Here is a 13,016-nt window from a genome sequence, read left to right as displayed (position 1 = left end):
ATAGCGCCCGCACCACCAGGAACAGGCTGTGAAGGCAGTCCGGGTGGCGTGGGCGCTTTGTTAGTTAGCTAGTTGCGTAGTTGGGCCTGAGCGAAGAAACGCAACTCGTGGAGGGCGGCCTGCTGGTAGGCCTTCTGAGCCGCTTCCAGGGTCTGGCCCGGGGCCTGCGAGAGGACCTGCTCTGCATAGGCAATAGCCTGCTCAGTTGCCTGGCGGAACTCTGGTGAACCGTACATGCTCAACCAGGCCGAGTAGGGGTGACCGGGAGTATTGACCTGAGCAAGAATTTCACCTATTTCTGCGTAGAGCCAGTAGCAGGGAAGAACCGCCGCCACCCCGATTGCGTAATCGTTGAGAGAAGCGGATGAGGTCAAGAAGTCTGTATAGGCCCTGGTGATAGGGGAGGGGCCTGCACTGATATAGTCTGGCCCCAGCCAGTCAGCGTGAAGACTGGATTCGACCTCAATGCACTCCGCCGCCCCTCGCGCCCAGAAGACCTGTTCAGCAGATGAGGGAGCCTTAGCACTTAGGGTAGCAAGTGCCCGGGAGTAGCTCGAAAGATAGAGTGCGTCCTGGTCCTGGTAGAAGGTGAAGTCTGCAGTGGCCAGCGTGCCGGATGCAAGCTGCTGGATAAAGGGGAGTTCACAGATTGAGTCCCAAATCTGGCCGGTGAGTTCCCAGAGCCGTTTGGTCTGCGGGCCCGCCGCTGATATCTGAGGCGGCCTAGTGGTCGCTTCGAAGTCTCCGAGTTTTACCGGCGTCGCATCCGCTACCCGTGATTGTTCCCAGAGCCGCCAGAAGTGGTTGATCGGTCCGTACCCTTGCCCCACGCTGAGGTGGTGACTGGTTGAGATTGCTCCATGAAGCCAGGTTGAAGTCCATTCCAGGGCTGCTTCAAGGCTTGCTCCTGTTGCCAGTCGTGTAGCGAGCGCAGCAGAAAGGCTGCACCCGGTGCCGTGGGTATTGGAGGTATCTATTTTCTTTTGTCTGAAGACGGCTGTGGTTCCTTGGGTAGTGACCACTGCGTTGCCCGCTTGGTCACCCGGTAGGTGCCCACTCTTAACGATAACTGCGACCTGGTAGCGTTCGGCGACTACCTGGGCGAGAGCACAGGCAGAGTCCCAGGTATCTGGCTCTGAGTCTTCGGCCAGAATGGCTAGCTCTGGGATATTGGGGGTGATAACCGTGGCGTACTTTAGGAATCGGCGTAGGGCATCCTCCGCCTCGGTTTCCAGCAGGCGGTCCCCACTGGTTGCGACCATGACAGGGTCAAGCACAACAAGCTGCTGTGGGTTGCTATCGAGCCATGCGGCTACAGTGTCGATGATGTCAGCAGAGCCTAGCATGCCAATTTTGACTGCATCAATGCGAACGTCCTCGCTGACGGCATCGAGTTGCGCTCGCAGAAAGTCAGCGGGCGGAACCTCGACAGCGCGGACGCCCTGAGTGTTTTGGGCGACAAGGGCCGTGACCGCGTTCATGCCGTAACCGCCTGCTGCCGCAATTGATTTGAGGTCAGCCTGCGCGCCGGCCCCTCCGCTGGGGTCCGTCCCCGCGATAGATAGCACGTTGGGTACTGACGTTTCGAGAGCGGAAGTGCTATGAGCAAGAGGCGCAGGCAGAGGGCGGCGCATGGGTTTCCCTTCGCTAGTTCTAACTAGAGCAGGTTCTGTGGGTCTAATCTCAGCCGCTTCTGCTGCCAGCGGCACCCCAAACCAAATGTCGGTTTTATGCTAACAGCTGGTGAAGCCGAACACAATAAAAATTTAGGGCTCTGGTGTTCAGTTGTTTTAAGATTTCAGCTAGCCCTGCGCTTACCAGCCTCTTTCTTTCCATTCGGGCAGATGAGGCCGCTCAGCACCCAGTGTGGTGGTGTCCCCGTGGCCGGGTAGAACGACCGTGGCATCGTCATATTGGGAGAAGATACGCGCTGAAACATCGGCCAAGAGCTGGGCGAAATCTTCCGGAGCCCGGGTCTTGCCTACCCCACCGGGGAAGAGGGAGTCACCGGTGAATAGGAGGACGGGGTGCTCTTCGCTGGGGTCCCGATAGGCAAGAGCAATCGACCCGGGAGTATGCCCGCGCAGGCTGATGACTTCAAGCTCAATACCTGCTAGATTGAGGTTTTCCCCGCCGTTGAGCAGATGCTCAATACGTGTACCTTCCTGTTCCGCAATAGCATCGGCATCGGCCGAACCGCAGTAGGTGGCGGGTGACCACCCGGCAACTGCATCAGGCAAAGCCCGGATATGGTCCCAGTGGGAATGTGTGGTAATTAGTGCAAGGACTCCGGAGCCGGGCTGACCGACTTGGGCGGGGGAGTCAGTGGCGAGTGCGGCCTCAGTGAACTTTTGGATGGCGGGAAAATCATCTGCGGCATCAATGAGAATCTGGGCCCCGCTTTGCTTATGGGTGAGCAGGTAGACCTTGTTGCTCATCTCAGAGACAGCTATGCTACGGATGGTTATCAGTGGGGTAGAGGCATGGAGAGTTCCGGTTTCTGTCATACTAGTGATTCTAGGGCCCGCCCCCTCGCTCGTGAAGTGGTTGTGGAGCTTGAAATATTGCGCAAGGTGGAGCTGATCCCAAGGTCATCAGGCATAGGCTCTTTTGCGGCTCATTCCGGGCACCTCAACTACCCCGGTATCACGGCGGTCTTTGACCGTGCAGATGAGCTGATTCCAGACAAGAACCTTTAGACCGTCACGCTAGCTAACTACTTTCAGCCGGTAGCCTAACATCCAAGCACCCTGGGCGCGGTCTGCCCAAAACTTTACTGCATAGTTTAGAATATATCTTCGAAAAGACTTTCCTGAAGATAGGTAATCGTATGGCAGGCTTAGCCTCTCGCCCCATGGCCAGCGACCTCACGCACATCCGCGTGCAGGGTGCCCGTGAAAACAACCTTAAAAACGTTGACCTAGATATTCCCCGCGATGCCATGGTGGTTTTTACCGGCCTCTCGGGTTCAGGTAAATCATCTCTGGCTTTTGACACCATCTTTGCTGAGGGTCAGCGTCGCTACGTCGAGTCACTCTCCTCTTACGCCCGCATGTTCCTGGGGCAGGTGGATAAACCGGATGTTGACTTTATTGAGGGTCTTTCGCCAGCTGTGTCTATTGACCAGAAATCTACCTCTAAGAACCCTCGCTCAACGGTGGGTACTATCACTGAGATCTACGACTACATGCGTCTGCTGTGGGCACGCGTGGGCCACCCGCACTGCCCTGACTGCGGTGAAGAAATCTCCAAGCAGTCGCCCCAGCAGATTGTGGATGTACTGATGGGCTACCCCGAGAAGACCCGTCTACAGGTTTTGGCTCCTGTTGTCTCAGCGCGCAAGGGTGAATTCGTCGATCTTTTCAAAGAGCTATCCAACGCCGGTTACGCTCGTGCCCGAGTGGATGGGCTAACTATTCAACTGCAAGACCCTCCTCAGCTTGAAAAACAGTACAAACACACTATTGAGGTGGTTGTAGACCGCATAGCTATCAAGGAGAGCGTCCACCAGCGTCTCACGGATTCCATTGAAACTGCGCTTGGTTTGGCTGATGGGAAAGTCCTGATCGATTTTGTGGATGAGGATGAAGACTCAGCAAGCCGTACCCGGTCTTTTAGTGAGAACCTGGCCTGTCCTAACGGGCATGCTCTTTCTGTGACTGAGGTGGAGCCCCGCGCTTTCTCTTTCAACTCACCCTTTGGTGCCTGTCAGGGCTGTGACGGTATCGGCTCCAAGCTCCAAGTCGATGAAGACCTGCTTATCCCCAACCCGGAGCTCTCACTGGCTGAGGGAGCAATTGCACCCTGGTCGCAGGGCAAATCAACCACTGAGTATTGGCTCCGCCTGCTTGCGGGCTTGGGCCAAGAGCTCAATTTTGATCTGGCTACTCCCTGGAAGGATCTGCCAGCAAAGGCTAGGAAGGCGATCCTCAAGGGCAAGGATTACCAGGTAACGGTAGCCTACAAGAACCGCTTCGGGCGGGAGCGCCGCTACACCTCAGGGTTTGAGGGAGTCGTCGGTTACATTAAGCGCAAGCACGAAGAAACTGAATCTGACTGGTCCAAGGACCGCTACGAGCAGTACATGCGCAATGTGGCTTGTACCGCCTGCCAGGGTGCCCGTCTCAACCCGACCATCCTGGCGGTCACCGTGGGGGGCAAGTCCATCGCAGAGGTCACGCAGTTGCCCATGCGTGAGGCTCTAGAGTTTATGCGATCCCTGAAGCTGAATGCCCGAGAAGCACAGATCGCTGAGCTGGTTCTTAAAGAAATCGACGCGCGCCTCCAGTTCCTGCTTGATGTTGGGCTTGATTACCTGAATCTGGCCCGTTCAGCCGGCACTCTTTCTGGCGGTGAGGCTCAGCGTATCCGCCTGGCAACCCAGATTGGCTCTGGTCTGGTGGGTGTTCTCTACGTACTTGATGAGCCCTCGATTGGTCTGCACCAGCGCGATAACCGCCGTCTGATTGAAACCCTGACAAAGCTCCGCGATATGGGCAACACTCTGATTGTGGTAGAACACGATGAAGACACTATGAAAGAAGCGGACTGGATCGTGGACGTTGGCCCGGGGGCCGGTGAACACGGTGGTCAGATTGTTCACTCGGGTACGTTCGCAGAGCTCCTTGACAATAAAGAGTCCGTGACCGGTGACTACATGGCTGGCCGCCGCACCATCGAGGTTCCCACAACCCGCCGTGCCGTGGACCCCAAACGCACTATTAAGGTTATTGGAGCACGTGAGAACAACCTTAAGAAGGTGGATGTAGAGTTCCCGCTGGGAGTCCTGACCGCCGTTACAGGTGTATCTGGTTCGGGCAAATCTACCCTGGTCAACGACATCCTCTACACCGCTCTGGCAAACCAGCTCAACGGTGCCAAGCAGGTGCCCGGTCGCCACAAGACCATCAAGGGTGTGGACCAGCTGGACAAAATCATCCATGTGGATCAGTCACCCATTGGTCGTACTCCACGTTCTAACCCGGCAACTTATACCGGCGTTTTTGACCATATCCGTAAGCTCTTCGCGGAAACCACCGAGGCAAAAATCCGTGGCTACCAGCCCGGCCGTTTCTCCTTCAACGTCAAGGGAGGCCGCTGCGAAGCTTGTTCCGGTGACGGTACTCTCAAAATTGAAATGAACTTCCTGCCCGATGTCTACGTACCCTGCGAGGTCTGTAAGGGTAAACGCTACAACCGTGAAACTCTTGAGGTTCATTACAAGGGTAAGACTATTGCCGATGTCTTAGAGATGCCGGTTGCCGAAGCCGCCGACTTCTTCTCGGCCTTCAGTAAGATTTCTCGCTACCTCAACACCCTGGTCGATGTGGGGCTGGGTTATGTACGTTTGGGGCAGTCTGCTACCACCCTCTCCGGTGGTGAGGCCCAGCGCGTCAAACTAGCTACCGAGCTCCAAAAGCGCTCTAATGGTCGGTCAATCTATGTTTTGGACGAACCCACAACTGGCCTACACTTTGAGGATATCCGCAAGCTGTTAGGTGTTGTGCAGGGGCTGGTCGATAAGGGCAACACGGTTATCACTATTGAGCACAATCTGGATGTCATTAAGAGTGCTGACTGGATTATTGATATGGGCCCCGAAGGCGGCGATGGTGGCGGTACTGTCCTGGCAACAGGCACACCTGAGCAGGTCGCTGCCATCCCTGAGTCACATACGGGCCGTTTCCTAGCAGAAATGCTTTTGAGCTAGACCGCGGGGGGTATGCTAAATAGGGTAAAACCGGTCAGAAAAATCAAATAAGCCGTATTTTCCCTGGAAATGAGGCTGTAGGAGCCACCATGTCATTGAAGTACAAGGCAACCCAGAAAAGTATCGAGGCTATTCTGCGTACGGTCTTTCGGGCCCGAGTTACTGGACTGGAGAACTTCCCTGCTCAAGGGCCGGTCATCCTTGCATCCAACCATCTTGCTTTCTTGGATTCAGTGATTATCTCGGCCCTGATGCCCAGGCGTGTAGCTTTCTTAGCTAAAGCTGAGTACGTTAACTCGCCCGGCTTTAAGGGCAGAGCCATGAAAACACTTTTCCAGGTTATCGATATCATCCCGGTCAACCGCACCGACAAAAAAGAATCGATGAAGGCTCTTGAGACAGCGCTCGAAAGGCTCGAAGAGGGCAAGGTCTTTGGGATTTACCCTGAAGGCACTCGATCGCGAGATGGCTACCTCTACAAGGGAAAAATTGGCGTGGCCTGGCTGGCTCACATGACCGGTGCAAGGGTAGTTCCTGTGGGATTAATCGGTACCGATAAGATTCAGAAACCTGGCTCTAACATGGTCTACCCCCACCGTTTTACGGTTCGTGTGGGTGAACCACTCATTTTTGAGAAGCTGGGGGAGAAGATGAGTGGCCGCCAGCGCCGTGAAACGACCGATACCATCATGGACGCTATCGCCCAGCTCTCTGGTCAGGCCCGCAAAAACGAGTACAACGTCTCACCGTCTGCCGAACGAGATTCCGGCAGTCTGTAACCAGTAGAAAGAAGTTTTTCTTGGCTAGTCCTGCCTCTTACCGTCCGGCACCGGGAGAAATCCCTACCCAACCCGGTGTCTACAGGTTCAGGGACGAGTACGGCCGCATTATCTATGTGGGTAAAGCCAAAAACCTGCGTAACCGACTGAATTCATACTTCGCTAAGGTCGATTCGCTGAGCCCTAAAACCTATGCCATGGTTCATACCGCCGCGTCAGTGGAATGGACGGTTGTAGGTAGCGAGCTTGAATCTCTCCAGCTTGAGTACACCTGGATTAAAGAGTTCAAGCCTCGGTTCAACATTGCCTTCCGCGATGATAAGAGCTATCCCTACCTGGCAGTCACTCTCAAAGACCGCTACCCGCGGGCCCAGGTGATGCGCGGTGAGAAAAAGAAGGGTGTCCGCTACTTCGGGCCCTACTCACAGGCCTGGGCTATCCGTCAGACTCTCGATGCCCTCTTGCGTGTATTCCCCGTGCGGACCTGTAGCACTGGAGTTTTCAACCGGGCTCAGGCATCAAATCGCCCCTGTCTGCTGGGCTATATTGACAAGTGCTCTGCACCCTGCGTAGGAAAAATCAGCAGGGAAGACCACGCCGCCCTGGCTGAACAGCTCTGTTCCTTTATGGCCGGTGGTGCTGAAAAATATATAGCTGAGCTGACAGCCCAGATGAAGCAGGCAGCAGCCGACTTTGATTTTGAAAAGGCTGCTCTGCTACGGGATGATATCCAAGCTCTCACTAAGGCTTTTGAACCTAATGCGGTGGTTCTGCCCGATTCGGTCAACGCCGATATCTTTAACTTTGTAGAAGATGATCTTGAAGCTGCCATTCAGGTCTTCTATGTACGCAGTGGCCGCATCCGAGGCCAACGCGGCTGGATCGTCGAAAAGGTGGAAGACTCAAGCCCGCAGGCGCTCATGGATCAGCTTCTCGTGCAGGTCTACGGTGAGTCAGCAGCAAGTCTGGCGGCAGGCACCACCGAAGAGGAGATTAACCATAACCTTAACGAGATACCCCGCCAGATTAATGTTCCTGTGCTTCCTGAGAATCAGGAGCGGCTCGAAGAGTGGCTTAGCGGTGTTCGGGGTGCCAAAGTTTCTATCAGTGTTCCTCAGCGCGGTGACCGGGTAGAGCTCATGGATACGGTGAGGGAGAACGCCCGGCAGGCTTTAGCGCTCCATAAGACCAGACGAGCCGGGGACATTACTACCCGGTCAGCATCACTGGTTGAGCTCCAGGAGACCCTGGAACTCCCCGAACCTCTCATGCGGATTGAGTGCTACGACATTTCGCATACCCAGGGCACCAACGTGGTGGCATCCATGGTGGTTTTTGAGGACGGATTGCCCAAGAAAAGCGACTACCGCAAGTTCTCGGTCACCGGTGATGCTGCGCGGGACGATACGGCCAGTATGTATGATGTCATTTACCGCCGTTTTCGCCGTTACCTCTCTGATGAGGCTGCCGGTGTTCGTTCTCCGGTGTCCGGTGAGATAAGAGACAGAGGTGAGAAGCAACCTGCCGCTTTTGCATATCCGCCCAACCTTGTGGTCGTAGACGGTGGCCAACCTCAGGTTGCTGCTGCATCTCGCGCGCTAGAAGACCTTGGAATTTCCGATATCTTTGTGGTGGGTATTGCTAAACGCTTGGAAGAGCTGTGGCTACCGGGCGATCATTTCCCCCTTATCTTGCCGAGAACTTCCGACGCGCTCTACCTGATTCAGCGGATCCGCGATGAAGCCCACCGGTTTGCCATTACTTTCCACCGAACCAAGCGCGGCCGTGAAATGGTCAAATCTGCCTTGGACACTATTGATGGGCTGGGGCCAGCTAAGCGGGAGGCCTTAATCAAGCATTTTGGTTCTCTCAAACAGCTCTCAGCTACGGATATTGAAGAACTGCAGAAAGTCCCCGGAATTGGCCCCTCTATGGCCCAAAAAATCCACCGTCATTTCTTGTCTGAGGACACCCGGCCATAAATACTTTTTGGGGGACATATCTTGGGCATATTGCCTGCATTTTGCGGGCTTTTATGGGGTGTATGTGCGCTAGGCTATAACTAACATTGGTTCAATTTGGAGAAGCGAGAGACCCCTCACATGTCATCTGACCCCCTTGTATCTGGCGTCAAACCGCAAATCTTGGTCATCACCGGTATTTCTGGTGCAGGCCGCAGCACCGCAGCCAACACCCTCGAAGATGAGGGATGGTACGTGGTGGATAACATTCCACCTCAGATGTTCAGCAACCTTGCTCAACTTGTTAAAGACTCTCCTGCAACCATGCCCAAAGTGGCGGTTGGGATTGATGTTCGTGCGCGTCGTCTTTTGCAAGATTTGCCTGAAGCTATCAATAACCTAAGGGGCCTTGACGTTGATTTCTCCATGCTTTTCATGGACGCAGCGGATAAGGATATTATCGCCCGCTATGAGGCTCAGCGGCGCCCGCACCCCCTTCAGAAGGGCGGTTTGGTGGCAGAAGCGATTTCCGAAGAACGCAAGCTTTTTGCTGAACTCAAAGAGAGCGCGGATTACATCATTGACACCACGGGGATGAATGTTCACCAGCTGGCTAAGAAAGTGCGTGAAACCTATGCTCCAGGTAAGGAGCGCATTGTGAACATTACCGTGATGAGTTTCGGCTTTAAATACGGCACCCCCTCCGATGTCCACTACATGGCTGACATGCGGTTCATTCCGAATCCTCACTGGGTTCCTGAGTTGCGAGCCCAGACCGGTCAGGACGCTGGGGTCCGAGATTACGTCTTTTCTCATGAGGGTACCGAAGAATTTATCTCGCATTACATTCAAGCGCTTCAGCCGGTCATTGCGGGTTACCGAAAGGAAGGTAAACTGTATGCAACCTTTGCTATTGGGTGCACCGGCGGTAAGCACCGCTCAGTTGCTGTAACTGAAGAAGTTGCCCGCCGACTGCGCCAAATGGACGATGTAAACATTTCGATTCATCACCGTGACATGGGTAGAGAATAATGCCTGAGACTTTTCGCGCACCCCGTTTCCCCGAGACGGGACTCCTGCCAATTATTCATCAGGGGCACCCTCTTCCGGTCAGAGTGACAGCTCTGGGCGGGGGGCACGGCCTCTATGGATCCTTGTCTGCCCTTAAATTGATTACCAGTGCTCTGACCGCAGTGGTCACGGTTGCCGATGATGGGGGTTCCTCCGGTAAGCTACGCCATGAACTTGATGTTTTACCTCCCGGTGATCTGCGTATGGCGCTGTCTGCCCTGTGCGATGACACTGACTGGGGACGTACCTGGCGTGATGTTATGCAGCACCGTTTCACGCAACGGACCGATGCCCGGCCGACTGCCCTGGAGAACCATGCCTTGGGTAACCTGCTGATTGTGGCTCTGTGGGATCTGCTGGGTGACTGCGTTGCCGGTCTTGATTGGGCAGGTGCCCTGCTCAACGCACGAGGGCGGGTCCTGCCGATGTCGCTGACACCTCTGGTTATTGAGGGCGATATTGTAAGCACCAATGAGCACGGCGTGGAATTTCGCGATACCGTGCAGGGCCAGGCGACTTTGGCTAAGGCCGGTAGAGTAGATAAAGTTCGTCTTCTTCCTGCGGAAGCTGAGCCCTGCCCCGAAGCAGTCAGCGCGGTTCACGAGGCTGACTGGGTAGTTCTGGGTCCTGGTTCATTCTTTACCTCCCTTCTGCCTCACCTCTTACTGCCCGGTTTACGTGAAGCGATTCTCAATACCAGTGCCAAGATTTGCCTGGTGATGAATTTGGAGCTGGACGGTAAAGAAACGCAGGGTATGAGTGCCGCCGACCACCTTCTCGTTTTGCGTGATTACGTTCCAGAAATTAGGGTTAATACAGTTATCGCTGACCCTGCCGCCACTGGGGAGCGAGAAATCTTTGAAAATGTTGCTAGCCAGCTCGGTGCCGAGGTCCTTTGGGTCGAGGTGGCGGAAACCGATCAGCCGGGGGTCCATGACCCCCTCAAATTGGCTGCGGCCTATAAGCAGGTTTTCAAATACTGAGGTCGGGATCTCCCGGCACACCCTACTGACTTGAGCAGTTAAACTTTTGGAGGAAGACCAGCATGGCCCTAACGGCATCGGTCAAGGAAGAGCTGGCACAGTTTGAAGCGAACCGCTCATCTGTGCGTAAAGCTGAGGTAGCCACTATCTTGCGTTTTACCAACGGCTTGCACCTGGTTCAGGGCAAAATTGTGGTTGAGGCCGAGGTCGATTTGGAGTCTACTGCTGAGCGGCTCAGATACAACATCGCAGAGATGTATGGGCATGAAGCATCTATTACCTCTATCTCTGGTGGCGGCCTGCGCCGCGGTGGTCGCTACGTGGTTCGCGTTGATCAAGGCGGCGAAGCTCTGGCTCGTCAGACCGGTCTGCTTGACGGGCGAGGTCGCCCGGTTAGGGGCCTACCTCCGGCTGTTGTAAACGGTTCCTTGGCTGACGCCGAGGCTGTGATGCGCGGGGCCTTCTTAGCGCACGGTTCGTTGACTGAGCCGGGCCGCTCGTCAGCTCTTGAATTTACCTGCCCCGGTCCTGAGGCCGCGCTGGCCTTGGTGGGGGCGGCTCGTCGTCTGGATGTTATCGCTAAGGCCCGCGAAGTGCGCGGTGTTGATCGCGTTGTAGTGCGTGATGGGGAGACCATTAGCTTGCTCCTTGAGCGTATGGGGGCTGTTGATGCTCTGGATAACTGGCGGGAGCGTCGCGCCCGTAAAGAAGTGCGTGCCACTGCCAACCGTCTGGCTAACTTTGACGACGCTAACCTGCGTCGTTCAGCTCAGGCTGCTGTTGCCGCCGGGGCCAGGGTTGAACGTGCTCTTGAAATTTTGGGCGATAAAGTTCCTGACCATCTACGCTATGCAGGTGAGTTACGTGTAGCGCATAAGCAGGCCTCACTGGATGAGCTGGGTCGTCTGGCTGACCCACCTATGACTAAGGACGCTATCGCAGGTCGAATCCGTCGTCTCATTGCCATGGCCGATAAGCGAGCTGCTGAACGCGGTATCCCCGGTACTGAAGCCGGGGTGGGGGCACACGGTCAGCACCAGTAGTTTCTTACTTTTTTGAGTGTGGTGAGCCGTCCTTACTTGCGGGTGAGGACGGCTCTTCTGCGTCTTGAGCGGTTCACTGCTGGTCATGTGCTCAACGTGCAGATAGTAACTTCTAACCTTGGCCAATCAAGAACCCAGCTTGTCTTCAGATAATCGATGTGGGTTTTTGTTGGTTTGCCCTTTACTGGGTGGCATTTATCATGAATTTAAGGGGCGGGAGCCACATTCGGTGGGGAAAACTGAGTGAACAATGAGTGAAACACACTTAAATCCACCTTTAAATACGACAGAAACACACCAAAACTCACATAAACAGGGTATGATAGAAAACGAACCGGACGAGAGCTCGGCTGCCGAGCTGACAGGAACTAAAGTTCCCGAGTTCGGCAACGATACGCCCTTCAGAGGGAGTCTCGTCCACCTTGTCACTAACTGTATCTAGGAGTTTGATTTCAGTGACTGTACGCGTAGCAATTAACGGCTTTGGCCGCATCGGCCGCACCTTCTTCCGCGCTGCCCAGCAGCATGGCGAGGGCTTTGAGATCGTTGCTATCAACGATCTGACCGACATAAATACCCTTGCTCACCTTCTCAAGTACGACTCAATCATGGGTCGTTTCGACGGTGAAGTAGCTGTCTCCGAAAACGGCCTGGTCGTCAATGGCACCGAAATCAAGGTTCTGGCAGAGCGTAACCCTGCTGATCTTCCCTGGAGCGACCTCGGCGTAGACGTTGTTCTTGAGTCCACCGGTTTCTTTACCGATGGCGAGAAGGCTAAGGCTCACTTGGAAGCTGGTGCAAAGAAGGTTATCCTCTCTGCACCCGGCAAAAACATTGACGGCACCTTCGTCATGGGCGTCAACGACGACCAGTACGATTCAGCCACCATGAACATCGTTTCAAACGCATCTTGCACCACCAACTGCCTGGCTCCCATGGCCAAGGTACTGAACGATAAGTTCGGTATCGAAAAGGGCCTCATGACCACCATCCACGCATACACCGCTGACCAGCGCCTGCAGGATGCTCCTCACAAGGACCTGCGCCGTGCACGCGCCGCAGCCCTGAACATGGTTCCCACCTCCACCGGTGCCGCTGCAGCCGTTGGCCTGGTTCTTCCTGAACTCAAGGGCAAGCTGGACGGCTTCGCTGTTCGCGTTCCCACCCCCACCGGCTCCATCACCGACCTGACCTTCACCGCTTCACGCGAAGTAACCGTTGAAGAAGTTAACGCAGCCGTCAAGGAAGCAGCTGAGGGCGACCTCAAGGGCATCATCAAGTACAACGAAGAGCCCATCGTTTCCAAGGACATCGAGGGCGAGCCCGTTTCGACCGTATTCGATGCCCCCCTGACCAAGGTTATTGGCAACCAGGTCAAGGTTATCGCCTGGTACGATAACGAATACGGCTACGTGTCACGTCTGGTCATGTTCACCAACAAGGTTGTAGCAGCCCTCTAAGCTGATAGA

Annotated in this window: 10 protein-coding genes and 1 riboswitch; of the genes, 8 read left to right on the top strand and 2 right to left on the bottom strand. The window is 55.1% G+C overall.

The features are described 5' to 3' along the window. Positions 1-68 precede the first annotated feature (68 nt). Both ACN082_RS05230 and ACN082_RS05225 read right to left on the bottom strand, forming a co-directional pair. Positions 69-1,634: a bifunctional hydroxymethylpyrimidine kinase/phosphomethylpyrimidine kinase gene (locus ACN082_RS05230; RefSeq protein ID WP_419099783.1), complete on the bottom strand. Its 1,566-nt coding sequence runs from the start codon at positions 1,632-1,634 to the stop codon at positions 69-71. Beyond that, positions 1,623-1,723: riboswitch (TPP riboswitch) on the bottom strand. Its footprint overlaps the gene before it by 12 nt. A 91-nt stretch (positions 1,724-1,814) precedes the next feature. Beyond that, positions 1,815-2,507 (bottom strand): MBL fold metallo-hydrolase, encoded by a 693-nt coding sequence (locus ACN082_RS05225; RefSeq protein ID WP_419099782.1) that lies wholly within the window; start codon positions 2,505-2,507, stop codon positions 1,815-1,817. 42 nt (positions 2,508-2,549) lie between these two features. Here ACN082_RS05225 and ACN082_RS05220 point away from each other — a divergent pair, with 42 nt between their 5' ends. From ACN082_RS05220 to gap, 8 genes are all read left to right on the top strand, one after another. Further along, complete coding sequence (locus tag ACN082_RS05220) at positions 2,550-2,699, top strand: hypothetical protein (protein WP_419099781.1); 150 nt, start codon at positions 2,550-2,552, stop codon at positions 2,697-2,699. A gap of 131 nt (positions 2,700-2,830) precedes the next feature. Continuing rightward, positions 2,831-5,710 carry an excinuclease ABC subunit UvrA gene (gene uvrA, locus ACN082_RS05215; protein WP_419099780.1) on the top strand — a complete coding sequence of 960 codons (2,880 nt, stop codon included), beginning with the start codon at positions 2,831-2,833 and terminating at the stop codon, positions 5,708-5,710. An 89-nt stretch (positions 5,711-5,799) separates the two neighbouring features. Continuing rightward, entirely contained in the window at positions 5,800-6,489 is a 690-nt protein-coding gene (locus tag ACN082_RS05210; RefSeq protein WP_419099779.1) for a lysophospholipid acyltransferase family protein, read from the top strand. Positions 6,490-6,509: 20 nt separating this feature from the next. After that, on the top strand, positions 6,510-8,471 hold the full coding sequence (gene uvrC / locus ACN082_RS05205; protein WP_419099778.1) for an excinuclease ABC subunit UvrC: 1,962 nt from the start codon (positions 6,510-6,512) through the stop codon (positions 8,469-8,471). A 120-nt stretch (positions 8,472-8,591) separates the two neighbouring features. Then, positions 8,592-9,482: an RNase adapter RapZ gene (gene rapZ / locus ACN082_RS05200; protein ID WP_419099777.1), complete on the top strand. Its 891-nt coding sequence runs from the start codon at positions 8,592-8,594 to the stop codon at positions 9,480-9,482. Then, positions 9,482-10,504 (top strand): gluconeogenesis factor YvcK family protein, encoded by a 1,023-nt coding sequence (locus ACN082_RS05195; protein WP_419099776.1) that lies wholly within the window; start codon positions 9,482-9,484, stop codon positions 10,502-10,504. Before rapZ ends, ACN082_RS05195 begins: the two co-directional genes overlap by 1 nt. A gap of 62 nt (positions 10,505-10,566) precedes the next feature. Further along, entirely contained in the window at positions 10,567-11,547 is a 981-nt protein-coding gene (gene whiA, locus ACN082_RS05190; RefSeq protein ID WP_419099775.1) for a DNA-binding protein WhiA, read from the top strand. Between the two features lie 455 nt (positions 11,548-12,002). Beyond that, entirely contained in the window at positions 12,003-13,007 is a 1,005-nt protein-coding gene (gene gap, locus ACN082_RS05185; RefSeq protein WP_419099774.1) for a type I glyceraldehyde-3-phosphate dehydrogenase, read from the top strand. The last annotated feature ends 9 nt before the right edge of the window (positions 13,008-13,016 follow it).

Source organism: Rothia sp. CCM 9417 (genome assembly GCF_048513575.1).
GTDB lineage: Bacteria > Actinomycetota > Actinomycetes > Actinomycetales > Micrococcaceae > Rothia.
The sequence above is the reverse complement of the archived record's forward strand: the minus strand, read 5'-3'. Positions and strand labels throughout refer to the sequence as shown.

Excerpts from the sequence above, each read along its gene's own strand:
- ACN082_RS05230 (WP_419099783.1), bottom strand. The coding sequence starts at position 1,634 with ATGCGCCGCCCTCTGCCTGCGCCTCTTGCTCATAGCACTTCCGCTCTC.
- ACN082_RS05225 (WP_419099782.1), bottom strand. The coding sequence starts at position 2,507 with ATGACAGAAACCGGAACTCTCCATGCCTCTACCCCACTGATAACCATC.
- uvrA (WP_419099780.1), top strand. The coding sequence starts at position 2,831 with ATGGCAGGCTTAGCCTCTCGCCCCATGGCCAGCGACCTCACGCACATC.
- ACN082_RS05210 (WP_419099779.1), top strand. The coding sequence starts at position 5,800 with ATGTCATTGAAGTACAAGGCAACCCAGAAAAGTATCGAGGCTATTCTG.
- rapZ (WP_419099777.1), top strand. The coding sequence starts at position 8,592 with ATGTCATCTGACCCCCTTGTATCTGGCGTCAAACCGCAAATCTTGGTC.
- ACN082_RS05195 (WP_419099776.1), top strand. The coding sequence starts at position 9,482 with ATGCCTGAGACTTTTCGCGCACCCCGTTTCCCCGAGACGGGACTCCTG.
- whiA (WP_419099775.1), top strand. The coding sequence starts at position 10,567 with ATGGCCCTAACGGCATCGGTCAAGGAAGAGCTGGCACAGTTTGAAGCG.